Genomic DNA, 22,644 nt, shown 5'->3' with positions numbered 1-22,644 from the left:
AGGTGTCCTGGCCGGCCAGGGCGGGCACGGCCGCCAGGGCGAGGGTGGCGAGCAGGGTGCGGAAGGGGTGTCGCATGGAGCCTCCAGAAATTAGGTGTTTCACCATGCAATTCAGTCTAGGCGCTTCAACCGAAGTTGCAACACCTTTTTTTGAAAATCGCCGCCCCGACCCCTGTACGCCCCGTTTCGCGAGGGGCGCTGCTGGGGAACCCGGCGTCTCCGCCTGGGTCAAGTGGCCGGGTTCAGGTCCGCCAGGTGGCGCCGGACGCCTGACGGATCGGGCTTCGAACCGGCCTTCGCGCCGGGAGTGGCTCCCGGCCGCTCGCCTCCGGTCCGGAAGAACCCGAGGGTGGCCTGGAGGTGCGCAGCCTGGGCGGAGAGTTCCTCCGCCGTCGAGGCCATCTCCTCCGCGGCTCCAGCATTCTCCTGGATCACGCGGCTGAGCTGCTGGATGGCCGCGTTGATCTGTCCCGCTCCCGTGGCCTGCTCCCGCGAGGCGGCGCTGATCTCCTGGACCAGCTCGGCGGTCTTCCGGATGTCGGGCACCAGCTTCGCGAGCATCTTGCCCGCCCGCTCGGCCACGTCGACACTGGCCGAAGACAGCTGGCTGATTTCGCCGGCCGCCACCTGGCTGCGCTCGGCCAACTTGCGGACTTCGGAAGCCACGACCGCGAAGCCCTTCCCATGCTCGCCGGCCCGCGCCGCCTCGATGGACGCATTGAGGGCGAGGAGGTTGGTCTGCCAGGCGATGTCGTCGATGATCTCGATCCGGGCGGCGATGTCCTTCATGGCCGCCATGGCCTCCGCCACCGCGGCTCCGGTCTTCCCCGCGTCGCCGGCGGCCTGCATGGCCATCCGTTCCGTCTGGCTGGCGTTGTCCGCGTTCTGCCGGATGGTGGCGTTCATCTCCTCGATGGAGGCGGCGGCCTCCTCGGCCGACGCCGCCTGCCGGGAGGTGCCGCTGGAGAGCTGCTCGGCGCCGATCGCGATCTGCTGGCTGCCCCGGGCCACCTCGGCCGCGGCGCCCCGGATCTCCGTCACCACCTGGTTCATGCTCTCCATCATCTTCTTCATGGCGTAGAGCACCCAGCTGGCTTCGTCCCTCCCGGGCACCTGGATCTTGACCGCCAGGTCGCCCTTGGCGAGCTGCTTGACGGCCTCCACGCTCAAGCGGAGCGGCTTGGCGACGCTGCGGGCGATCGCCAGGGTGAACAGGATGAAGAGGAACCCGGCGAGGCCCAGGCCGATGGCGAGGAGGTTCCGGGTCCTCGCCATGCTGGCGACTTCCGCGTCCTTCTTGGCGGTGAAGGCCTTCTGCTGCTCTCCAATGAGCCTGATCAGGAGACCCTTGGCCTCGCGCCAGGCGGGCTTCTCCTTCTGCACCAGCAGTGCCGTGGCGGCATCCTGGTGCCCCAGGGAAGCCTGGCGCTGGACCTCGACCTGAAGGGCATGGTCCTCGGCCCAGAGGGCGAGCAGGGTCGGCAGGCGCACCCGCATGCCTTCGGGGGCCAGGCGCTCCGCGTGCGCCAGGGCCTCGGCCGACTGCCGGTAGGCTTCTTCGAAATTCTGCCTGGCCTGGGCGTCGGCTGGATCGATCAGGAGATTCCGGGTGGCTTGGCCCATCTGCAGGCCTTCGGCCTGGGCCCGGTTGAGGTCCACGAGCAGCTGGAGGTCCCGATCGACCATCGCCGTGATCGAGGCCTCCATCTGGCGCCGTTGGACATGCGACAGCACCCCGATCGTGCCGAGGCTCAGGACGGTGAACCCGAGGAGCAGGTTCAGCTTCCATCTGATCGTCATGTTCTTGAACACCAGGGGCCCCTCCGGGAAAGGTGACGGAACAATAAAGGGCAATGCTCAATAAGTAACAAGCAATACAGGGGCCAGCGACCTCGTCTCGACCCATTTCATGGACCGCATGCAGTTGACGCCTTAAATCGCCCAGAGGCAGGAACATCAGGTCGATCAAATCCTGTCCACCCGGTCAACACCTGACCAGAAGGCCCCGAACCGGTTCACCCCCAGCCGCCACCGGGCCTACATTGGAGCCATGGACCCGGGATCCCAGGCGCTCCAGCGCGCCCCCCTGCTCTCCGAGAGGCCCGCCGACGGGGTGCTGCTCCGGGCGGAATACTTCCAGGGCCAGATCGACTTCCGGGCTTTCTGCGCGGCCTACCCCCACCACCGGGTGCTGTCCACCAACCCCCTGGTGCTGGAACCCGAGGCCGGAACCTGGGTGTACCTCGCCCGGTTCGGAGCGGCGGTGTTCTGGGGCGCCTCCCCCGAGGTCACGGCCTCGGTCCTCCAGGACCTGGCGCGCCTGCCGGGAACGGGCGCGCGGGCCGAGGCCGCCCGGGACGAGCTGCGGGTCCACCTCGGCGCCGAGGCGGACCGGGTGGGCTTCTCGGAGGTCTGGCTGCGGGAGCTCACCCTGGACAAGCTGAAGATCGTCTCGCTCGCCCTCGCCCAGAGCGTGGCCCTGGACGCGGTGGAGGCGGAGGTGAGCCAGGCCCTGGCCCGCTTCGGACCGGTGGTGACCGCCCTCCGCGAGGAGGGACGCCTGGTGCCCGGCCAGAAGGATCTGCTGCGTACCGTGGGCTTCGCCATGGCAGTGCGCGCGGCGGTGCTGGACACCCTCACCCTCTTCGACGATCCGCCGGAGACCTGGGAGAGCGAGGCGCTGGCCCACCTGGATGGGGCCCTCTTCGATCAGTTCGACCTGGAGGAGCGCCTGTCCGCCGTGAACCAGAAGGTGGCCTATCTCCAGGACGCCGGCGCCACCGTGCTCGACGTGCTGGCCCACCGCAAGGACCAACGCCTGGAGTGGATCATCATCGTGCTCATCCTGGTCGAGGTGGTCCTCTTCGTCTGGAAGGAGTTCCCCCTGAAGTGAGCCGAACAGGCTACACCTTCGGCGCCGCCATCCCGAACTGGGCCCAGCCCTCCTTCGTCGGCCCATAGATGCTGGGCACATGGAGGCCGGCCTGGCGCATGAGGACTGTCATCTGGCCCCGGTGGTGCGCCTGGTGGCTCACGAGCACGTAGAGTGCGAAGGCGCCCGTCCAGGTCTCGCCGTAGAGCGTGAAGTTCCGCCCCAGCTCCGTGTTGCTCCAGCTGCCCATGTGGTCCAGCAGGGAGTCGCTCACGGCGCGGTAGGCGGCGATGATCTCGGCCATGGTGGGCGGCGGCGGCGTGGCGATGAAACCGTCGGGCCCCAGCCCCACGGGACCCTTCACCTTCAGCCCGAGGTTCTGGGGCAGCTCCAGGATGGTCTCCACCAGATGCCAGGCCATGCGCCGCAAATCCCGGTGCTGCTCATCCACAGCCTGGTGGGCCGCGGCGTCCGGAATGGCCTCGAAGACGGCCAGGGTCTTCTCCGCCTCCTGCTGCCAGATGGTCTTGAAGTCCTCCACGCGACGGAACATGCGGCCTCCGGAAAGATCCCCGGAAGCATAGCGCAAACCCGCGCGGAGGAGGTCAGACCGGCGTGACGCTCCGGCGCTTGGCGAGCCAGGACTCGCGTCGGCGGGCGCGGGCCAGGCGCGTGATGAGTTCGTGGCGGAGGTCGGCGGGATCCACGATGGCGTCAACGTGCAGGTCGGCGCCCAGCTTCTTCAGGTCGATGTCCTCGTTGTACTCGTCGCGGAGCTGCTGAACGTAGGCGGCCCGCTCTTCTTCGGGCTTCTCGGCGATCTTGTTGGCGAAGACGGCGTTCACCGCGGCTTCGGCGCCCATGACGGCGATGCTGGCTGTGGGCAGGGCCAGGGTGGCGTCGGGGTCGAAGCCCGGGCCGCTCATGGCGTAGAGGCCCGCGCCGTAAGCTTTGCGCACCACCACGCAGATGCGCGGCGTGCTGCAGGAGGCCATGGCGCTGATCATCTTGGCGCCGTGGCGGATGATGCCCTGCTTCTCCACGGCGCTGCCGATCATGAAGCCCGGCACGTCGCTGAGAAACAACAGGGGAATGCCGAAGGCGTCGCAGAGCGTCATGAACCGCGTGGCCTTGTCGGCGCTGTCCACGAAGAGCACGCCGCCCTTCACGCGGGGCTGGTTGGCCAGGATGCCCACGGGCTTGCCCTCGAGGCGGGCGAGGCCCGTGATGATCTCGCCGGCATAGAGCTTCTTCACTTCCAGGAAGCTCCCCTCGTCCACCAGGCCCTCGATGAAATCCTTCATCTGGAAGGGGGAGTTGATGTCCTTGGGAACCAGTCCGCCCAGGGCTTTCGCTTTGGGCGATACCGCCTTCGGCGGAGCGGCGGGCAAGGCGTCTTCGCAGTGCCGGGGGAAGTAGGAGAGATACTGGCGGCAGAGGGCGATGGCCTCCTGCTCGGTCTTGCAGAGGAAGTCGCCGCAGCCGCTCACGGAGCAGTGCATGCGGGCGCCGCCCAGGTCCTCCAGGCTGATCTTCTCGCCGATGACCATCTCCGCCATGCGCGGCGAGCCCAGGTACATGCTGGCGTTGCCCTCCACCATCATCACCACGTCACAGAATGCGGGGATGTAGGCGCCGCCCGCGGCCGAGGGGCCGAAGAGCAGGCAGACCTGGGGCACCAGGCCCGAGAGCGCCACCTCCATGTGGAAGATGGTGCCGGCGTGCCGGCGGCCGGGGAACATGTCGAGCTGGTCCGTGATGCGGGCCCCGGCGCTGTCCACCAGGTAGAGCATGGGGACCTTCATGCGCATCGCCACTTCCTGGATGCGGATGATCTTCTCCACCGTCCGCGCGCCCCAGCTGCCGGCCTTGATGGTGCTGTCGTTGGCCATGAGCGCCACTGGGCGCCCATCCACCGTGGCCGTGCCCGTGATGACGCCATCGGCAGGCAGGTCCTTATGCAGCGCGTTGGCGAAGAGGCCGTCCTCGGTGAAGCTGCCTTCGTCCACCAGCAGGCGGATGCGCTCCCGGGCGAAGAGCTTGCCGGCCTCCGTGTTCTTCTCGTGGGCCTTGGCCGCGCCGCCTTTCTTGATGCGCTCAACTTCCGAATGGAACTGGTCCAGCTGCATGGGTGCCTCGGGATGGATCCTTCAGCATAGCGGCCCGGCGTGCGATCCTGGAGGGATGCAAGACGCAGACGGGTCGCGGCGGACCGGGTTCCTGACGGTGCCTTTTCTCGTCGTCTGCGTTTTTTATTTCCTGGTCTTCGCCGCGGGCTACCAGCTCTTCCCCGTGGTGCCCCTGCGGCTCCGGGAGTTCGGCGCCAGCCTGGCGGAGAGCGGGCGCTTCCAGACCGCCTTCATGCTGGGCTCGGGCTTCGGGGCGCTGGTCACGGGTCCCCTGGGCGACCGGCTGGGCCCGCGCCGCGTGCTGCGGGTGGCCACGCTCGCGGTGGTGGGCATCCTCCTCGTCTACGCTCTGCTGCGAGTCCGCTGGGTGTTCTACCTGCTGGCGCCCCTGCACGGCCTGCTCTGGTCGGCCTTGCGCACGGCCTCCGTGGCCAAGGTGGGCGGCATCCTGCCCCTGGCCCACCGGGCCCAGGGGCTCTCGATCTTCGGCCTGACGGGCCCCGGCGGCGTGGCAGTGGGCCCCCTGGTGGGGCTCTGGCTGATGCCCCACCTGGGCTTCTCATGGATGCTGGCCCTGCTGGCGGGCGTCTTCGTGGCGCTGCACCTGCTGATCGGCTTCCTGCCCCGCGAGGAGCCCCGCGAGATCGAGGCCGCGGGCCTCTTCCAATGGCCGGACCGCAGCGTGTGGGGGGCGGTGGCGGTCATGGGGCTGGTGGGCCTCAGCTTCGGCCCCATGCCGCCCTACAGCGCCCAGGAGGCGAAGGCCCTGGGCCTGCCCTGGCCGTCCGCATTCCTGACCTGCTTCGCCCTGGGCATGATGGGCATGCGCGGCCTGCTCGCCCTCACCGGCATGGGCCGGCGGCCCGTGGCCCTGCTGCCGTGGATGGCCGCGCTCACCGCCCTGGGCTACGGGCTGCTGGCCTTCCTGCCGGGGGGCCTGGTCCGGCACCTGTCCTCAGGCCTCGTCTACGGCGCGGGCTACGGCATGGTGCACACGCTCATGCTCACCCATGTCATGGAGACCACGCCGCCCCACCACCGGGGCGCGGCCACCGGCGCCTTCTTCTTCGCCTTCGACGCGGCCACCGCCATAGGGTCCCTGGGCCTGGGCTGGGTCATGCAGCACGCCAGCTTCCGCTGGGGCTGGGCCGTCGGGGCTGGCCTGATGACCCTGTGCATTCCCGTGGCGCAGCGCGTGGTCCGCAGACCGGCCGTGACATCCGTGCCGGGGGCCTCTGTCATCGTAGAGGGATGACGGATCTTTCGAGCCCGCGGCCGCGCCTGATGACGCGGCAGTTCGCCCTCGTCTGGGCCATCACGTTCGTGACCTTCTTCGCGGCCTTCCAGCTCTTCCCCACGGTGCCGCTGCGCCTGCGCGCCCTGGGGGCCAGCCTGGCGGAAAGCGGCCGGTTCATGAGCCTCTTCACCGCCGGCAGCGCCCTGGGCGCGCTTTTCACGGGTCCGCTGGGCGACCGCGTGGGCCACCGCCGCCTGGTGGTCACTTCCGCCTCGCTCTACGCGCTCTTCCTGGGCGCCTATGCGCTGATGCCGATGCGTTGGGGTTTCTACGCCCTCGCCTTCCCGCACGGCATCGTCTGGTCCGGCCTGCTGACGGCCACCATGGCTTCCCTCTCCCATGTGTTGCCGGAAGATCGCCGCGCCGACGGGCTCAGCCTCTATGGCCTGGCCAGCCCCGGCGGCGTCATCGTGGGCCCCTTGCTGGGCCTGTGGATCCAACAGCATTGGGGATTCGCCCCCATCGGGTGGTACCTGGCCGCCCTGTTCCTGGCCCTTGCCGCCTTGGGCACCACCCTGCCCAAGGACCAGCCCCACGGCCGGGCCGAGGGTTTCCAGTGGCCGGATGCGTCGGCCCTGGGCCCCAGCCTCGTGCTCTTCTGCGTGGCCCTGGGCTACGGGGCGCTGGGGAGCTACACGGCCCAGGAGGCCCTGGCCCTCGGCATGCCCCTGCCCTCCGCCTTCCTCTCCTGCATGGCCCTGGGCATGGTGCTCATGCGCATCGCCATGCTGCGGACGGGCTTCGGCAGGCGCCCCATCCGCCTGCTCCCGGCCATGCTGGTGGGCGCTCTGGCGGGCATGATCCTGCTGGCCGCCCTGCCCGGAGCCATGGCCCGCCATGTGGCCTCCGCCGTGCTCTACGGGGCCGGCTACAGCATGGTCCACACCCTGCTCAACGCGAAGCTCCTGGAAACGGCCGACCCCAAGCGCCGGGGCGCGGCCTTCGGGGCCCTGCTCTTCGCCTTCGACTCGGGCATCGGCCTCGGAAGCTTCGGCCTGGGCTGGATCATCGGCCACCAGGGCTACCGCATGGGCTGGGCCCTGGGTGCGGCGGCCATCCTGGCCTCTCTGCCCGTGGCCCTCCGGCTCAGCCGGCCCGCGACCGTCTGCCCCTGACCCCTGGATCTTGGCCTCTGGAAGAGCCAAGTCCAGGCCCCGGCTTGACGTCATTTTAATTTGGGTGCAAACTATTTGAATGCAAATCAATAACCCTGAGACTCAGGAAAAACACCTCCACGCCGAGGAGGTCATGCAAAGCCTGAGGCGCATCGTCAAGGCGCTGCACGACTACTCGATGCAGGTGGAGAAGCAATGCGGGCTCACCGGTCCCCAGCTCTGGGCCCTCTGGGAGTTGAACCGGGCCGGCACGCTCTCGCTGAAGGCCCTCTCGAAACAGATGCACCTCGAACCCAGCACGGTCACGGGTGTGGTGGAGCGCCTCCACAAGCGGGGCCTGCTCACGCGGGAGCCCGACCCCGCCGACCGCCGCCGGGTGATGCTCTCCCTCACGGCGGAAGGGTCCCAGCTCCTCAAGGGCGCGCCGCATCCGGCCCAGGGGCAGCTCCTCTACGCCCTCCACGGCATGGACCTCGACTCCGTGGCGAGCCTCAACCAGTCCCTGAAGCGGCTCGCCTCGGACATGGAGGTGGATGCGACCGACGCCCGGTTCTTCTTTGCGGAGGGCTAGGATGACGGTCTTCCATCTCGCGACCGACCTGGATGGCACCTGGCTGCCGGGCCCCGGCCAAGTTCCCGACCTCCGGCGGCTGGAGGCGACCCTGCTCGCGCAACCGGGGGCGGTGCTCACCTTCGCCACGGGCCGCACCTTCCTGTCCGCGCTCGAAGCCATCGAGCGGTGGGGCCTCCTGCCCCCGCAGCACCTGATTTCCGATGTGGGGACGGCCCTCTTCCACCGCAGGCCCGATGGCTCCTGGGAGGAGGACCGCGCCTGGGCCGACCGCGTGGCCGGACACTGGGACGCTGGCGCGGCGCAGCGCCTCCTCGAGGCCGGCCTGCCCGACGGCCTCCAGGTCCAGCCGGGCCTGGCCCCCATCCGCAGGCTCGGGCTTCAGCGGGCCGCAGGCGCGGACATGGCGGACGCTGGGCGGAAGCTCCACCTGGCCTGCGAAGCTCACGGGCTGAAGGCTGACATTCTGCCGTCCCACGATCTCTACTTCGACGTCCTGCCGCCAGGCGTCCACAAGGGCGCGGCGCTCGCGTTCCTCCAGCAGACCCAGGATCTCCCGCGGCCCGTGGTGGGCTGCGGAGACTCCGCCAACGACCTGGGCCTGTTCGAATTCGCGGACCACCCCGTTCTCATGCCGGCCGGGCTCGATGACCGGGAAGCGCCTCCCGCCCTGATCCGCCGGGCCCGCAGGGCCTCCTTCCCCGGCCCCCGGGGGATCCATGAGGCCCTCGCCGCCTTCGGCCTGCTTGATGAGGAGGAACATGACCATTGACCTGATCGCATCCGAACGGGAACCCTCCCAGCTCATCGTGGCCTCGCATCGGGGACCCTTCGCCCAACAGCCCGAGGGCGGGTGGCACCGCAGGGTGAACGGCGTGTTCGGCGCGATGGAGCCGGTCATGCGCGCCAACGGAGGAACCTGGGTCTGCTGGGGCCTGCGGGAAGAGGGTGAGGTCATGCCGGAGCGGCACCGGACCGTGCTCATCGAGGAGGAGGAGCGGTTCCGGATCCACGAGGTGCTCCTGACGGGCGAGGAGGCCAAGGAGTTCTACGAGGGATTCACCACGGAATCCCTCTGGCCGATCCTCTTCTGCTTCCCCAGCAGGCTCCAGTTCACACCGGGACTCTGGGACACCTACCGGATGGTGAACGAGCGCTTCGCCCATGCCATCGCCCGCCTTGCGGCCCCCCGGGCCACCGTCTGGGTGCAGGACTTCCACCTGATGCTCCTTCCCGGGCTCCTGCGCAAGCTCCGGCCGGACCTCAAGCTGGGGTTCTTCCTCCACACGGCCTTTCCTCCCCCGGATGTGTTCGGCATCCTGCCCTGGCGGGAGGAGCTGCTCGACGGGGTGCTGGGATGCGACCTCGTCGGGTTCCACATTCCGCTCTACGCCACGAATTTCGCCCGGAGCTGCGGCCGGTTCCTGGGCGCCAAGCCCCACTGGCGGAGGAGCAACCTGGAAAGCCACGCCCTCGCCCCCACCCTGGTCTGTGATTCGCTGATGCACGGCGGACGCGCGGTGAAGCTCCTCTCCCTGGGCATCGGCGCCGCGAGGGAGGACCTGGAGCGCCTCGTCGACTCTCCCGAGGCCAAGGCCTACGCCTCCGACCTGAGGTCCCAGATGGCGGTGGATCATCTGCTCCTCTCGGCGGAACGCCTGGACTATGTGAAAGGCCCCGTCGAGCGCGTCAAGGCCATGGAGGCCCTCTTTGACCGGCATCCGGAATGGATTGGCCGGGTGACGCTCCTCCAGATCGCCGTCCCGAGCCGGGAGGGGGTGCCGGAGTTCGAGCGGCTCCGCGATCAGACCCACCAGGCCGTGGGAGAGGTGAACAGCCGCCTCGGCACGCCCACCTGGCTCCCCATCATCAACCTCGGCAGGACCCTGCCCCTCAAGGAGCTGGTGGGTTTCTACCTGGCCGCGGACGTCTGCCTCGTGACGCCCCTGCGCGACGGCATGAACCTCGTCGCCAAGGAATACGCCCTCTGCCGCGAGGACGGCGCGGTGGTCCTCTCGGAATTCGCCGGCGCCGCCTTCGACCTCCCGGGCGCGGTGCTCGTCAATCCCTTCTCCCCCGAGCATGTGGCCGAGGGCATCCACACCGCGCTCACGCTGCCCGCCAGTGAGCGGAAGAAGCGGTTCCGGGCCATGCGCCGCGTCAGCCGGAACCGGGATCTCGGCTGGTGGCGGAAGGCATTCACGAAGGAACTGGAGGAGGCCTAGCCTCCGCCCGGACCGGTTCGGAGTCGGCATGCATGTGAAAAAGGCGCTGGAGGAGTTCGAGGGCTTCGCGCTGCGTGGGAACGTCCTGGATTTCGTCATGGCCGTGGTCATCGGCGGCGCCATCGGACGGATCATCACCGCCTGCGTCGATGGCCTGGTGATGCCCACCTTCGCATTCTGGTTGAGAGAAACCCAGTGGGAGAAATGGACCTACTGGCAATGGCGGATCGGCCCGGTGATCTCGGCGATCCTGGACTTCCTGGCCAAGGTCGGAGTGATGTATCTGCTTCTGATCAAGGGGCTTGGAAGCCTGCGAAGGGGGGCCGAGACCGGGGGTTCGGGGGTGGGATCCAGGGTCTGCTCCTTCTGCAGGGAGCCCATCCACCCCGAGGCCACCCGCTGCCGGTGGTGCGGGAGCAGCCTGCCGGTCCCCCTGGTTCCCGGGAAGTAGCCCGCCCGGGCGATGGAGGTACCATCGAGGCACCTGCCCCACGGGAGTCCGCCATGACGCCATGCAGGACCCTAGTCCGGACCGCGACCTTCCTCCTTCTCGGCATCCTGCTCCCGCTTCAGGCCGTCGCCCCGACGCCCCAGGGCTTCCCTGTGAGCCACCATGGCGTGGAATTGTTCCGGATCTCCACGGGCCTCGGCGCCTTCTCCGCCGAAGAGCGTGCGAAGGCGCTCGAAGGGAGGCTCGCGGAACTGGACAGGAACCCTTTCGCCCCCCTCCCGCCCCTGCGGGTGATCCAGGAGGGGCCTGATGCCCAGGTCACCGCAGGAGACGTGATCCTGTTCACCGTGACGGAGGCCGATGCAGCCGCGGCGGGCACCGAAAAGTCTGCCCTTGCGGAGCAGCGCCGGGCCGCCGTGGAGCAGGTCCTCGTCCAGTTCCGGCCCGCCAACCGCCTGAAGCGCCTGGCCGCCGGCGCCGCCCTGGCGCTCCTGGCCAGCCTGGCGGCCTGGGTCCTCTACCGGCTGATCCGGCGCCTGATGGGGGCCCTCAGAATCAGGCTTGAGCCTCGCGCCCTGGCCATGGCCGCCCAACTGAGATTCCAGGACCTGGAGCTGATCCCGAAGGACCGGGCCCGCCAGCTCCTGAACCTCCTCGGAGGGGGCCTGCAGATCCTGGTGCTCCTCGTCGTGGGCTACGCCTACCTGAGTGTGCTGTTCGGGATGTTTCCCTGGACCCGCGGGCTGACCTGGCGGTTGTTCCATGCCGTCCTGCAGCCTCTGAGCGTGGCAGGGCGCGCCATCCTGGACTACCTTCCGAACCTGTTCTACCTGGCCATCATCTTCCTGGGAACCCGGTACGCGCTCCGGTTCCTCCGCCTGATCTTCGAAGCCATCCAGGACCATCGCCTGAAGTTCGCCAGCTTCCACCCGGACTGGGCTGACCCCACCCACAAGCTGGCCAAACTCGTGACTCTGGCCATCGCCCTCGTGCTGGCCTTCCCCTACCTTCCCGGTTCGGGGTCCGAGGCCTTCAAGGGCGTCAGCCTCTTCCTCGGCGTCATCGTCAGCTTCGGTTCCTCGGGCGCCATGGGGAATGTCATCGCAGGCGTCCTGCTCACCTACATGCGCCCCTTCCGGATCGGGGACCGCGTGCAGATCGGCGACGCGACCGGCGACGTGATCGAACGTTCGGCCCTGGCCACGCGGCTCCGCACGATCAAGAACGTGGAGATCAGCATCCCCAATGCCACCATCCTCGCAAGCCAGGTGCACAACTACTCCGCCAGCGCCGGGGAGGGCGGCCTCATCCTCCACAGCACAGTCACCATCGGGTACGACGTGCCCTGGCGGACGGTGCATGGCCTGCTGTTGGATGCGGCCGTCGCCACAGAGGGCCTCCTGGAGGTCCCCGCGCCGTTCGTCCTCCAGACCAGCCTCGACGATTTCTACGTGTCGTACCAGATCAACGCCTACACCCTGGAACCCAGGCGCATGGCCGACCTCCGATCGAGCCTTCACCAGCACATCCAGGAAGCCTTCAACCGGGCCGGGGTGGAGATCATGAGCCCCCACTATCGCGCCCTGAGGGACGGGAACACCGCCACGGTCCCCGAGTCCCATCGCCCTCCGGATTACCGGGCTCCCGCCTTCCGGGTGGACCTGGAGCGGGAGGACACCTAGAGGGTCCGGGGAGGGAAAGCCCTCCCGCGAAACCGGCCTGTCGGATGGGTGAACATCAGCTCCGGCGGTGCAACTTGTAGGCGCTGGCCTGATCGACGCACTTCACGAGGATCTCGTCGATGTTCACGTGGTCCGGGAGCATGAGGCACCAGCGCACGCACTCGGCCACATCGAAGGCGCTGAGGGGCTTCACACCCTGGTAGACCGCGGCGGCCTTGGCGCCGTCCTTGAGCCGGACGTTGGAGAACTCGGTCTCGGCCATGCCGGGGTCCACGGAGGTGACGCGGATCTGCTCGCCGTTCAGCTCCAGGCGCAGGCTGTGGGCCATGGCCTTCACGCCGAACTTGGAGGCGCAGTAGACGCTGCCGCCCTCGTAGGGCTGATGGCCCGCCGTGGACCCGATGAAGAAGACGTGGCCCCAGCCGGCCTTGCGCAGGTGCGGCAGGCCCGCACGGACGGTCTTCACCACGCCTTCGACGTTGGTGCGCATCATGGCTTCCAGGTCCTCGTCCGGCGTTTCCCACATCTTGTAGGTGCCGCTGGCCAGGCCCGCGTTGGCGATGAGGACGTGGAGGCCCCCCAGCTCGGCGGCGGCCTCCGCCACGAACGTATCCACGCTGGCGGTGTGGCGTGTGTCCACGGCCCCGGCAAAGACCTTCACGCCATGGGCCTTCTGGAGCTCGTCGGCCAGGGCCTGCACGCGCTCCACCCGGCGGGCGCCCAGGGCCAGGTGGCACCCCTGGGAGGCCAGCAGCCGCGCCATGGCTTCGCCGAAGCCGCTGGACGCGCCGGTGATGAGGACGATGGGGTGCTCGGGGCGCATGGCGTCTCCTGTGGGATTCAGCGGTAGTTCCGGTGGAATTCGCCCAGGGCTTCGACGACCTTCTGGAGCTTGTCCGTGGGCGGCAGGATGGTGGTGCGGAAGTGGGCCGTGCCATCGGCCTGGCCGAAGCCGGAGCCGGGCACCACGCAGATCCCCGTCTGCTCGAGCAGCGCCATGGCGTAGTCGAAGTCCGTGCGGCCGGGCGGCAGCGTGATGCTGGGGAAGGCGTACATGGCACCCGCGATCACGTTGCAGGCGATGCCCTCGATGCGGTTCAGGCCCTCGGCCAGCAGGATGGCCCGCTGCTTCAGCGCGCCGAGGATGGCAGCCTTCTCCTCGGCGTACCGGGCGTACGAGGGCATGCCCGGCTTCGGAGGACGCACCATCGCGCAGGTGGCCGCCTGCCCCGCCAAGTTGGCGCAGAGGCTCACGCTCTGGAGCTTGAGGATCTGGGCGGCCACGTCCTCGGGCACGTTCCGGTACTCGAAGTAGCCGCCGCGCACGCCGCACTCGCCCAGATAGCCCTTGGAACAGGAGTGGAAGCTGAAGAGGGAGACCTCCTTCGCCTCCATCTGGTGGAGCACCTTGGCGAAGGACACGAACTCGTCGCCCGGCAGGTAGATGTTCTCCTGGTAGACCTCGTCGGCCAGGATCGAGAGTCCGTGATCCCTCGCGAACCCGATGACCATCTCGATGTTGGCCTCGTCCAGCACCGCGCCCGTGGGATTGCCCGGGTTGATGACGCAGATGGCCTTCACGTGGGTGCCTTCGGCCTTCGCCTGGGCCAGGGAGGCCTCCAGCATGGCGCGGCTCAGCTTCCACCCGTTGGCCTCGTCCAGGTAGTAGGGCACCATGCGCCCCTCGTACAGCGTGATGGTGGCCGAGTACAAAGGGTACTGGGGGATGGGGATCATGATCCCGTCCTGGGGGCCGGCGATGAGCAGGCGCAGGATGGTCTGCACGCCCTTGCTGGCGCCGTCCGTCAGGAAGATGGCGTCGGGATCCACCCGCATGTGGTCGCGTTCCAGGATGAATTCGGCCACAGCCTCGCGGATGTACCGCACGCCGCGGCTCTCGCTGTAGGCGCCGAGGCCGTGCTTCGTCCCGGCGAGGATGGCCTTGGCGGTCTCGATCACATCGGGCGGGAAGATTCCGGGGGCCAGGTCCATCAGCGCCGGATATTCGCAGAGGGCGAGGATCTGGCGGTTCCAGGTGAGTGCCTTCTGGCCCAGGGACTGGGGGTTCCCGATGTTGCAGTAGATGATCTCGCGGCCCTGCTTCTCCAGTTCCGCGGCCCGGGCCACAATGGGGCCCCGCACGGCGTATTCGGTCTCGAGGACGGCCTTGCCGAGGTCGGTCAGATGAATGGTCATGGGCACTCCAACCCTTGAGTTTAACCCGGGGCCGCACTGTGACCGCCGTCATCCTACTCCGCGACAGGGCCTCCGGCCTTGGGCGGCGCGGGGTGGGCCGCTAGACTGGACCCTCCGGACCCATCCGCGCGCCATTCCACCTCCCTATTCTGAAGAGGCATCCATGCTCGGTTTCTCGCTCACCCCCGAACAGCTGGCCGAAAAAGAACGGGCCCATACCTTCGCCGAGAAGATCATGCGCCCCGTGGCCCGCAAGTACGACGAGACCGGCGAGTGGGCCGTGGACGTCTACAAGGCCGCCTTCGACTACGGCTACCTTCAGGCCCTGGTGCCCGAGGACTGCGGCGGCCCCGGCGCTTCCCAGATGGATGAGGCCATCGTCTGCGAAGAGCTGTCCTGGGGCTGCGGCGGCCTCTACACCTCCATCATGGCCAACGGCCTGGCCATGACGCCCCTCCTCATCGCGGCGAGCCCCGAGCAGAAGAAGAAGTGGCTGGGCATGATCGCCGAGGAGCCCAAGTTCGCGGCCTTCTCCCTCTCCGAGCCCAACGCGGGCTCCGACGCCGGCGGCATGAGCTGCCGCGCCGAGAAGAAGGGCGACAAGTACATCATCAACGGCACCAAGTGCTACTGCACCAACGGCGGCTACGCCGACTGGTACGCGCTCTTCTGCAGCACCGACCCCAGCAAGGGCGCCCGCGGCACCAGCTGCATCGTCGTGCCCCGCGATACGCCGGGCCTGGTGGTGGGCAAGGCCCTGGACAAGATGGGTCAGCGCGCCAGCAATCAGGTGGAGCTCTACTTCAACGACGCCGAGGTGCCCGCCGAGAACCTCCTCGGCAAGGAGGGCATGGGCTTCGTCATCGCCATGAAGACCCTGGACCAGACCCGCGCCGCCGTCGCCGCCGGGGGCGTGGGCGTGGCCCGCGCCGCCTACGAGATCGCCCTGCAGTACGCCAAGACCCGCATCCAGTTCGGCCAGCCCATCTTCGCCAACCAGGCCATCAGCTTCATGCTGGCGGACATGGCCAAGAAGATCGAGGCCGCCCGCCTGCTCACCTGGCAGGCCGCCTGGATGACTGACAACGGCATCAAGAACTCCAAGCAGAGCGCCATCGCCAAGACCTTCGCCACGGACACCGCCATGGAAGTCACCACCGACGCCGTGCAGATTCTCGGCGGCAACGGCTACAGCCGCGACTACCTGGTCGAGAAGTGCATGCGCGACGCCAAGCTGCTCCAGATCTATGAAGGGACGAACCAGATCCAGCGGCTGGTCATCGCCAAGGAGATCCAGCAGGGCAATTAGGCCGCTGGATCGTCCGGGTCGCGAGCGGACAGCGCACCGGCGCTGTCCCGAGCGGGGACCCGGCGTTCGTCCATAACCAGATCCAGCGCCTGGTCATCGCCAAGGAGATCCAGCAAGGCAACAAAAGGGGCGAAGCCCCGTGCGCAGAAGGCGGCCCGTGGCCGCCTTCTGCGTTTTGGGTCTTGAAGACCGCAACCCCCGACCCTAGAATCCCTGTCAACCATCCATCTTTACCAGCTCAACAGCCGTGAAAAGTGGGGGAGGGACTCCCGCCGGGGATCCCGGTTTCACTCGGGCGTAAGCCCCCGCGATCCGCATGCCTGGTGCGTATCGCGCGACCAACCTCCAGGCTTATGGGGCTTGGTCCCCGGGAAGAAAGTCATGTCCGAAGGTACCGTCAAGTGGTTCAACGCCGAGAAGGGGTTCGGGTTCATCACCCCCGATGAGGGTGGGGCCGACATCTTCGTTCACTACTCAGCCGTCCAGGCCAAGGGGTTCCGCACCCTCGAGGAGAAGCAGCGGGTCAGCTTCGATGTGGTGCAGGGCCCCAAGGGACCCCAGGCTGCGAACGTCAACAAGATCTGATCCCCGTTTTTCCCCCGGGCCCCGGTTCCGGCCGGGGCCCGTCGCGTACCCTGGAGCCATGAAGAAGGTCTCCGTCCGCCCGGTCCTGGGCATCCTGCTGATGGCCTTGATGGTCCTCCTGTCGCTGGAGGGATTCCGCCGCGACCCCCGGTTCGGGTGGATCCTCCCGCTCACGATCCTGGCCGGGGCCTGGCTGGGCTGGGCGATTCGGCAGGCCTGGCTGTACCCGTCGCGGCTGACCCGCGCCGAGGCCATGTGGGCCGCCGGCGAACCCGCCTCGACCGTGGCGGAGCACCTCTCCCGGGCGCCCCTGGCCACCGGCGAGCTGGGCTATCGGATCCGCCTCCTGCGGAGCGCGGCGCACCAGGCCCTCGGCTACCGGGACCGGGCCTGGCTGGACGCCCTGGATGCCCAGCTCACCCGCCTTCCCCTATGGAAGCGCCTGGTGGTGTCCCAGGCCTTCCGGCGGGTTCCCGACGCGCCTTCGCTCCGCCGCATCGCCTGGGGCGACCGGTTCATCCGGCTGGCTCCGCGGATGGCCCGGCTGCGCCACCTGCAGGGCATCCTCCTCCTGCGCTCCGGCCGAGAGGATGCGCTGCATCAGGCCTGGACGCGGTTCGAGGACGCCCTCCCCCTGGCCTGGGATGATCCGCTGGTGCTCGAGGACCTGATGCTGGCCGGGTTCCAGCATGGACGGGAGGACGTGGCCGAGCGCGCCCTGGCGACGCTGATCTCCCGCCATGGCGACCCTCGGCTCCCCTGGGACCGGGGGGCGGCGGGCATGTACCTGCTGCGGAACGGCCGACCCGCCGAGGCCCTGGGCCTGGTCGGGGGCCTCCCCCGGGACCGCCGGAACCAGCCCCTGCCCTGGCTCGTGGAGTGCCTCTCCCGACGGCGCATGGGGGACATCGACGGTGCCTGGCGGACGGTGGAGGATGCCGTCGGACAATTGCCGGGCGCCTTCCGCCTATGGATGGAGCGGTACCAGATCGCACTCGACCTGGAGCGCAATGCCGAGGCGCTCGGGAGCCTGGCGCGGGCCTGGCGGACCCTCCCGGAGGGGACGGAGGGGGATCTCCTCCGCGAAGAGTGGCAGCTCCGCCGGGCGGAGTTCGCCTTCTGGTGGGAGGGCGATCCGGCCTTCGCGAAGCAGCTCCTCGAGAAGATCCCGCCGGATCGCCGGGGCGACCATCGTCCGCCGCTTCTCCTGCAGGTCCGGGTGGCCCTGGGGGAATACGAGGCCGCCTATGGAGAAGTCGCAACCCTGCTCCAGCAGGCCCCCGACGACACGGACCTCCTGCTTCTCCAGGCCGACTGCCTCGCCGGCCTGGAAGCCTGGGAGGCCCTGCTCCCCTATCTGAATGGCCTGGGGGAGTCCTGCCGGGAGCGGGCAGAGTTCTGGCACCTGCGGGGGCTCGCCCGGGCCAACCTGGCCGATCACGTCCCCGCCCGCCTGGACCTGGAACATGCCGTCCGGATGGACCCCCGGAACCTGGGGTTCCTCATGGACGCAGGGCATGCCTGTGCGGAACTGGGCGATTGGGACCGGGCGGAAAGCCACTGGCGGCAGGCCCTCCAGGTGGACAGCCAGTCCGAGGAGGCCCTGATCCAGCTGGCGGAGGCGAGGCGGGAACTGGAAGACCTCGACGGAGCGCGCCGCTACCTGCGCGAATGCCTGCTCCACCACCCCGACAGCGCCGAGGCCCAGGCCCGCCTGGCGGAGCTGGAAGCGAACTGACCTCCCGGGATCACTCGGGCTTGATGTTCCGGAGCAGCGAGAGCTTGCTGTCGTACCGGGCCTGCGCCTCGGGTTGAGCCCACTTGCGGGCCTTCTCCAGCGACTTGATGGCGTCCTTCGTCCGGCCCTGGGCCAGGGCCACCCGGGCCTGGATCCAGTAGAATTCCGGTTCATAGGGAAGCAGCCGGATGGCCTGCTTGATGCGCCGTCCCGCCTCGTCCCACTGCTGCTCCCCGAGGGCCTCTTCGGCCAGGAAGGCGTTGAAGAAGGGGTCCCGCTTCCGGATCTCCAGACCACGCTCGCGGTAGGCGATCGCTTCCTCCGTGCGGCCCTGGGCCCGGAGGAGGTTCTCCAGGTTTCCGCAGGGGGCGCCGTCCTTGGGATCTTCCCAGAGGGCCTTCCGGAACGAGGCCTCGGCGTCGGCGTCGTGCCCCTGGGCCCGCTGGACCACCCCCAGGATGTTCCAGCCCACGCCCAGGGCCGGATCCACCTCGATGGAATGGCGGGCGGCGTGGAGGGCTTCCTCCTGCTTCTCCTCCGCCAGCAGCTCCACCGCCCGGTTGCTGAAGTAGAGGGCCTTCACGCGCTTCGGCTCGAGCGGGGCGATCAGCAGGCTGTCTCGGCGCACTTCGGGCAGGAAGTCGGCCACCAGTTCCTGCCCCAGCGTTCCCGACTGCACCACGGCCACCACGTGCCGCTCGAACCGCACCGTCGTGCCCACCCGGCGCCAGCGGCTGATCCGCAGGGGCTCGCCGTACCGCACCTCGAGGCCGATCGACTTGCAGGCGCCCACGAAAAGCGCGGTCAAGCCGAGGCAGTTGGCTTTGCGATCCCGCCAGACCTCCTTGGGCGTCCGGGTGTAGGCATTGTCATAGACGATCCCCAGCCCGCCCTCCTCAGCCGGGGAGAAAAAGGCCCGGAGCAGGGTGGAGACCTTGGAGGAGATGCTCGGCCGGCCATTGGTCTGCTGACGCGCAAAGGCCTGGACCTCCGGAGGCGGCTCGAAGGGATCCTCGCCAGCCGCCAGCAGCACGGCGCCGAACAGCAAGGGCAGGACACGCAGGCGCATGGAAGCTCCCGGCACAACATAGGGCTACGGACAGGAAGGTCAACGGGTTATGAGATGCTGGACGTGGAGGGATTATGCCGCGCCCGACTGCTGTTGTGTGTGCCTATTCCAGCGTGGGGACCTCGGCCCTGCAGGGACTGCTGGAGGCCGGGGTGGAGGTGAAGGCCCTGTACACCTACGCCCAGGGGGCCGATGAGCAGTGGTTCACGCCGCCGGCGGTCGTGGCCGGGGCCCACGGGATCCCGGTCCACATGGCCCCCGCCTTCAACGCCGACGAGGTGTTCGAGGCCATCCGTGCGCACCGGCCCGACTTCCTCTTCAGCTTCTACTTCCGGGAGATGATCCAGGCGCGTTTCCTGGAGATTCCGAGACTGGGGGCCTACAACCTTCACGGCAGCCTGCTGCCGAAGTACCGGGGCCGGGCGCCCATCAACTGGGTGCTGGTGAAGGGCGAGAGCGAAACCGGCATCACCCTGCACGCCATGACGCCCAAGCCCGACGACGGCCACATCCTGGCCCAGGCCCGCCTCCCCATCGACTGGGACGAGACCGCCCTCAGCCTCACGCAGAAGGCCGCGGACGCCGGCCGGGGCCTCGTGCGCGAGGCCATCCCGGGCCTGGTGGACGGGAGCCTCCCCCGCATCGACCAGAAGACCCTGGGACCCTCCACCTACTTCGGAGGGCGGAAGCCCGTCGACTCCCGGCTCGATTTCGCCATGACGGCCCAGGAGGCCTTCAACCAGATCCGGGCCGTGGCCGACCCCTGGCCCAACGCCTTCCTCGAGACCGCCGAGGGCTCTGCCAAGGTCGCCTGGGCGCTGCCCACGGACCTGCCCTGCCCCCAGGGACGCTTCCTCGCCCTGAGGGATGGCGTGCTGCTCGGCTTCGCGGACGGGGCCCTGCGTCTCCACACGCTCAAGGTGGAGGGAGCCCGGCTGGAGCGCCCCAGTGAGCAGGCCAACGCCCTCCGGGCGCTCGGGATCAGCGAAGGCTGAGCCGGCCTTCCGGGCCTCCCGGCCGGATCTGGCTCCGCCCTGGAATCCGGGGTATGCTGTCGCGCCCTCACGAGAAAAGGAAATCCATGCGAAGCGTGATCACTGGAACCGGCATCGGCCTGCCTCCGCACGTTGTCACGAACGCGGCCCTGGCGGGGATCATGGACACCTCGGATGAGTGGATCCGGACCCGCAGCGGCATCCAGGAGCGGCGCTTCGCGGAGCCCGGCCAGGGCTCCACCGACCTGGGCGTGCTGGCCTCCCGGGCCGCCCTGGCCGATGCGGGGCTGGCGCCCGGAGACCTCGACGCGGTGGTGTTCGCCACCATGACGCCCGACCACGTCCTCCCCGGCGATGGCCCCCTGCTGCAGGCGGCGCTGGGCCTCCGCACGGACCTCCCCACCTTCGACATCCGGCAGCAGTGCAGCGGCTTCCTCTACGGGCTGGAGCTGGCGGACCTGCTCATCCAGAGCGGCCGGTACCGCAAGGTCCTGCTGGTGGGGGCCGAGGTGCACACGGGCTTCATGCCCTGGCACCTGGGGTGGGACACAGTGATCGGCCGCTCGACGCGCGAGGTCACCGACGCGGAAAAGGCCGAGAACACCGCCAGCCGGGATCGCACCGTCCTGTTCGGCGACGGGGCCGGCGCCGTGGTGATCGAGGCGCGGGACGAGGACCGCGGCCTCCTGAAGACGAAGCTCTTCACCGATGGCACCGGGGCGGGCGTGTTGACCATGCCGGGCGCCAGCTTCAAGCGCCGGCCCTTCGTGGACCAGGCGCAGATCGAAGCCGGCGAGACCCTTCCGGTGATGTCCGGCAAGGAGGTCTTCCGGTCCGCGGTAACCCTCATGCCGCAGGCGGTGCGGGACGTCTGCGACGAAGGGGGCGTCACGGTGGCGGACCTGGACCTGGTGCTGGTCCACCAGGCGAACCTTCGCATCATCGAGGGCGTCCAGAAAGCGCTCGGCCTGCCGCCGGAGAAGGTGCCCCACAACATCGAGCGCTACGGCAACACCACCGCGGCCACCCTGCCCATTCTCTTCCACGAGTGCCGCCAGCAGGGCCTGGTGCGCCCCGGCGGCCTGGTAGCCTTCACCGCCCTGGGCTCCGGCCTGCACTGGGGCGCCGCGCTGTACCGGGCCTGAGAACGCCTGACGAGACCACCCTGGATACGGATCGGGCCAAGGAGGAGCGATGACGCTCATCAAACCGGACGACACCTGGGCCCTCTGGGCCTTCCTCTTCGCCTGGGCCGCGGTCAGCATCCACCTCGAGCAGCGCTACCGCTGGGCCTCCGCCGTCTCCGGCTGCATCCTGGCCCTGGGCGGGGGACTGCTGTTCGCCAACCTCGGTGTGGTTCCCATTGCGAGCCCGGTCTACGACAGTGTCTGGACCTACGTGGTGCCCATGGCCGTGCCACTCCTGCTCTTCACGGCGGACCTGCGGAAGATCTGGCGGGAGAGCGGGCGAGTCTTCGGGGCCTTCCACATGTCCACCCTCGGCACGGTCCTGGGCACCATCCTCGCCACGGCCCTGCTGGGGCGGAGGATCCCCGAGATCGGCGGGATCTCGGCCATGTTCTCTGGCAGCTACATCGGCGGCAGCGTGAACTACGTGGCCATGTCCGAAGCCTTCCGCGTCTCGCCGGGCCTCATCAACGCGGGGCTGGTGGCGGATAACCTGCTGATGGCTGTCTTCTTCGGACTGCTCACCGCCCTGCCCAGCGTGGTCTTCATCCGGCGGAAGTACCCCACCCCCCTCCTGGACCAGCTCGAGGCCGCACAGGGGTCCGGGACCGACAACCCCGCCTCCAGCTACTGGGGCCGCAATGAGATCTCCCTCAAAGACCTGTCCGCCGCCCTGGCCTGCGCCCTGCTCATCGTCACGGTCTCCGTCAAGCTCGCGGCCGCCGTCGGGGCCAGCGGCCTCCCGCCGCTGCTGAAGGGGCTCATCGGGCAGAAATACCTCCTGATCACAGCCCTGACCGCCGGCCTTGCCACGGCCTTCCCCCGGTTCCTGTCCGGCATCCGGGGGGCCCGGGAACTGGGCACCCTCCTCATCTACCTCTTCTTCGTGGTCATCGGGGTGCCGGCCTCCATCTCGAACGTCCTCCGGGAGAGCCCCATCCTCCTGGCGTACGCGGCCATCATCCTGGCGGTGAACCTCCTCGTCACGCTCCTTCTGGGCAAGTGGACGCGCCAGGATCTGGAGGTGCTGCTCGTGGCCTCCAACGCCACCATCGGCGGCCCCACCACCGCCGCCGCCATGGCCATCGGCAAGGGCTGGAACAGCCTCGTCCTTCCAGCGCTCCTCACGGGAGTCTGGGGCTACGTCATCGCCAGCTACCTCGGCTACTACATCGGCACCTACGTCGGAGCCTTCTTCGGCCGCTGAAGGTCGGTTGCCTCGG

Annotated in this window: 20 protein-coding genes; 14 read left to right on the top strand and 6 right to left on the bottom strand. The window is 68.8% G+C overall.

Features of this window, described 5'->3' with window-relative positions; translation table 11 throughout:
- Positions 1-228: 228 nt before the first annotated feature.
- On the bottom strand, positions 229-1,800 hold the full coding sequence (locus tag MLJ35_RS10585) for a methyl-accepting chemotaxis protein (RefSeq protein ID WP_243384318.1): 1,572 nt from the start codon (positions 1,798-1,800) through the stop codon (positions 229-231).
- A gap of 250 nt (positions 1,801-2,050) precedes the next feature.
- On the opposite strand from MLJ35_RS10585, the gene MLJ35_RS10580 reads away from it, so the two are divergent.
- A complete protein-coding gene (locus MLJ35_RS10580; protein WP_243384317.1) occupies positions 2,051-2,893 on the top strand; it encodes an RMD1 family protein in 843 nt (280 codons plus the stop codon).
- A gap of 10 nt (positions 2,894-2,903) precedes the next feature.
- On the opposite strand, the gene MLJ35_RS10575 is transcribed toward MLJ35_RS10580, so the two are convergent.
- Positions 2,904-3,425: a DinB family protein gene (locus tag MLJ35_RS10575; RefSeq protein WP_243295020.1), complete on the bottom strand. Its 522-nt coding sequence runs from the start codon at positions 3,423-3,425 to the stop codon at positions 2,904-2,906.
- 52 nt (positions 3,426-3,477) lie between these two features.
- Entirely contained in the window at positions 3,478-5,001 is a 1,524-nt protein-coding gene (locus MLJ35_RS10570; RefSeq protein ID WP_243384316.1) for an acyl-CoA carboxylase subunit beta, read from the bottom strand.
- A gap of 55 nt (positions 5,002-5,056) precedes the next feature.
- On the opposite strand from MLJ35_RS10570, the gene MLJ35_RS10565 reads away from it, so the two are divergent.
- From MLJ35_RS10565 to MLJ35_RS10535, 7 genes are all read left to right on the top strand, one after another.
- Positions 5,057-6,256: an MFS transporter gene (locus tag MLJ35_RS10565; protein WP_243384315.1), complete on the top strand. Its 1,200-nt coding sequence runs from the start codon at positions 5,057-5,059 to the stop codon at positions 6,254-6,256.
- Positions 6,253-7,413: an MFS transporter gene (locus MLJ35_RS10560; RefSeq protein WP_243384314.1), complete on the top strand. Its 1,161-nt coding sequence runs from the start codon at positions 6,253-6,255 to the stop codon at positions 7,411-7,413. Before MLJ35_RS10565 ends, MLJ35_RS10560 begins: the two co-directional genes overlap by 4 nt.
- 133 nt (positions 7,414-7,546) lie before the next feature.
- Entirely contained in the window at positions 7,547-7,984 is a 438-nt protein-coding gene (locus MLJ35_RS10555; protein WP_243384313.1) for a MarR family winged helix-turn-helix transcriptional regulator, read from the top strand.
- Position 7,985: 1 nt separating this feature from the next.
- Complete coding sequence (locus MLJ35_RS10550) at positions 7,986-8,756, top strand: HAD-IIB family hydrolase (RefSeq protein WP_243384312.1); 771 nt, start codon at positions 7,986-7,988, stop codon at positions 8,754-8,756.
- On the top strand, positions 8,746-10,209 hold the full coding sequence (locus MLJ35_RS10545) for an alpha,alpha-trehalose-phosphate synthase (UDP-forming) (protein ID WP_243384311.1): 1,464 nt from the start codon (positions 8,746-8,748) through the stop codon (positions 10,207-10,209). Before MLJ35_RS10550 ends, MLJ35_RS10545 begins: the two co-directional genes overlap by 11 nt.
- A gap of 28 nt (positions 10,210-10,237) precedes the next feature.
- On the top strand, positions 10,238-10,660 hold the full coding sequence (locus MLJ35_RS10540) for a large conductance mechanosensitive channel protein MscL (RefSeq protein WP_243384310.1): 423 nt from the start codon (positions 10,238-10,240) through the stop codon (positions 10,658-10,660).
- A 53-nt stretch (positions 10,661-10,713) separates the two neighbouring features.
- Complete coding sequence (locus MLJ35_RS10535; protein WP_243384309.1) at positions 10,714-12,342, top strand: mechanosensitive ion channel family protein; 1,629 nt, start codon at positions 10,714-10,716, stop codon at positions 12,340-12,342.
- Positions 12,343-12,397: 55 nt separating this feature from the next.
- Here MLJ35_RS10535 and MLJ35_RS10530 read toward each other — a convergent pair whose 3' ends face one another.
- Both MLJ35_RS10530 and MLJ35_RS10525 read right to left on the bottom strand, forming a co-directional pair.
- Complete coding sequence (locus MLJ35_RS10530; RefSeq protein WP_243324615.1) at positions 12,398-13,165, bottom strand: SDR family NAD(P)-dependent oxidoreductase; 768 nt, start codon at positions 13,163-13,165, stop codon at positions 12,398-12,400.
- Between the two features lie 17 nt (positions 13,166-13,182).
- The gene (locus MLJ35_RS10525; protein WP_243384308.1) at positions 13,183-14,538 is read right to left on the bottom strand and encodes an aminotransferase class I/II-fold pyridoxal phosphate-dependent enzyme; all 1,356 of its coding nucleotides are present in this window, start codon (positions 14,536-14,538) and stop codon (positions 13,183-13,185) included.
- A gap of 163 nt (positions 14,539-14,701) precedes the next feature.
- Here MLJ35_RS10525 and MLJ35_RS10520 point away from each other — a divergent pair, with 163 nt between their 5' ends.
- The 3 genes from MLJ35_RS10520 (at position 14,702) to MLJ35_RS10510 (ending at position 18,170) form a co-directional block, all read left to right on the top strand.
- Positions 14,702-15,847, top strand: coding sequence for an acyl-CoA dehydrogenase family protein (locus tag MLJ35_RS10520; RefSeq protein ID WP_243287611.1), 1,146 nt, complete (start codon positions 14,702-14,704; stop codon positions 15,845-15,847).
- A 381-nt stretch (positions 15,848-16,228) separates the two neighbouring features.
- Positions 16,229-16,432, top strand: coding sequence for a cold-shock protein (locus MLJ35_RS10515; protein ID WP_243287612.1), 204 nt, complete (start codon positions 16,229-16,231; stop codon positions 16,430-16,432).
- Positions 16,433-16,490: 58 nt separating this feature from the next.
- Entirely contained in the window at positions 16,491-18,170 is a 1,680-nt protein-coding gene (locus tag MLJ35_RS10510) for a tetratricopeptide repeat protein (RefSeq protein WP_243384307.1), read from the top strand.
- Positions 18,171-18,180: 10 nt separating this feature from the next.
- On the opposite strand, the gene MLJ35_RS10505 is transcribed toward MLJ35_RS10510, so the two are convergent.
- Positions 18,181-19,239: a tetratricopeptide repeat protein gene (locus MLJ35_RS10505; RefSeq protein WP_243384306.1), complete on the bottom strand. Its 1,059-nt coding sequence runs from the start codon at positions 19,237-19,239 to the stop codon at positions 18,181-18,183.
- A 74-nt stretch (positions 19,240-19,313) separates the two neighbouring features.
- Between MLJ35_RS10505 and MLJ35_RS10500 the strand changes: the two genes are divergently transcribed.
- From MLJ35_RS10500 to MLJ35_RS10490, 3 genes are all read left to right on the top strand, one after another.
- The gene (locus MLJ35_RS10500) at positions 19,314-20,234 is read left to right on the top strand and encodes a formyltransferase family protein (protein WP_243384305.1); all 921 of its coding nucleotides are present in this window, start codon (positions 19,314-19,316) and stop codon (positions 20,232-20,234) included.
- Positions 20,235-20,320: 86 nt separating this feature from the next.
- Positions 20,321-21,379 (top strand): 3-oxoacyl-ACP synthase III family protein, encoded by a 1,059-nt coding sequence (locus tag MLJ35_RS10495; protein WP_243324621.1) that lies wholly within the window; start codon positions 20,321-20,323, stop codon positions 21,377-21,379.
- A 49-nt stretch (positions 21,380-21,428) separates the two neighbouring features.
- On the top strand, positions 21,429-22,628 hold the full coding sequence (locus tag MLJ35_RS10490; RefSeq protein WP_243384304.1) for a DUF819 family protein: 1,200 nt from the start codon (positions 21,429-21,431) through the stop codon (positions 22,626-22,628).
- Positions 22,629-22,644 lie beyond the last annotated feature (16 nt).

It is taken from the genome of Geothrix alkalitolerans, assembly GCF_022808885.1.
GTDB lineage: Bacteria > Acidobacteriota > Holophagae > Holophagales > Holophagaceae > Geothrix > Geothrix alkalitolerans.
The sequence above is the reverse complement of the archived record's forward strand: the minus strand, read 5'-3'. Positions and strand labels throughout refer to the sequence as shown.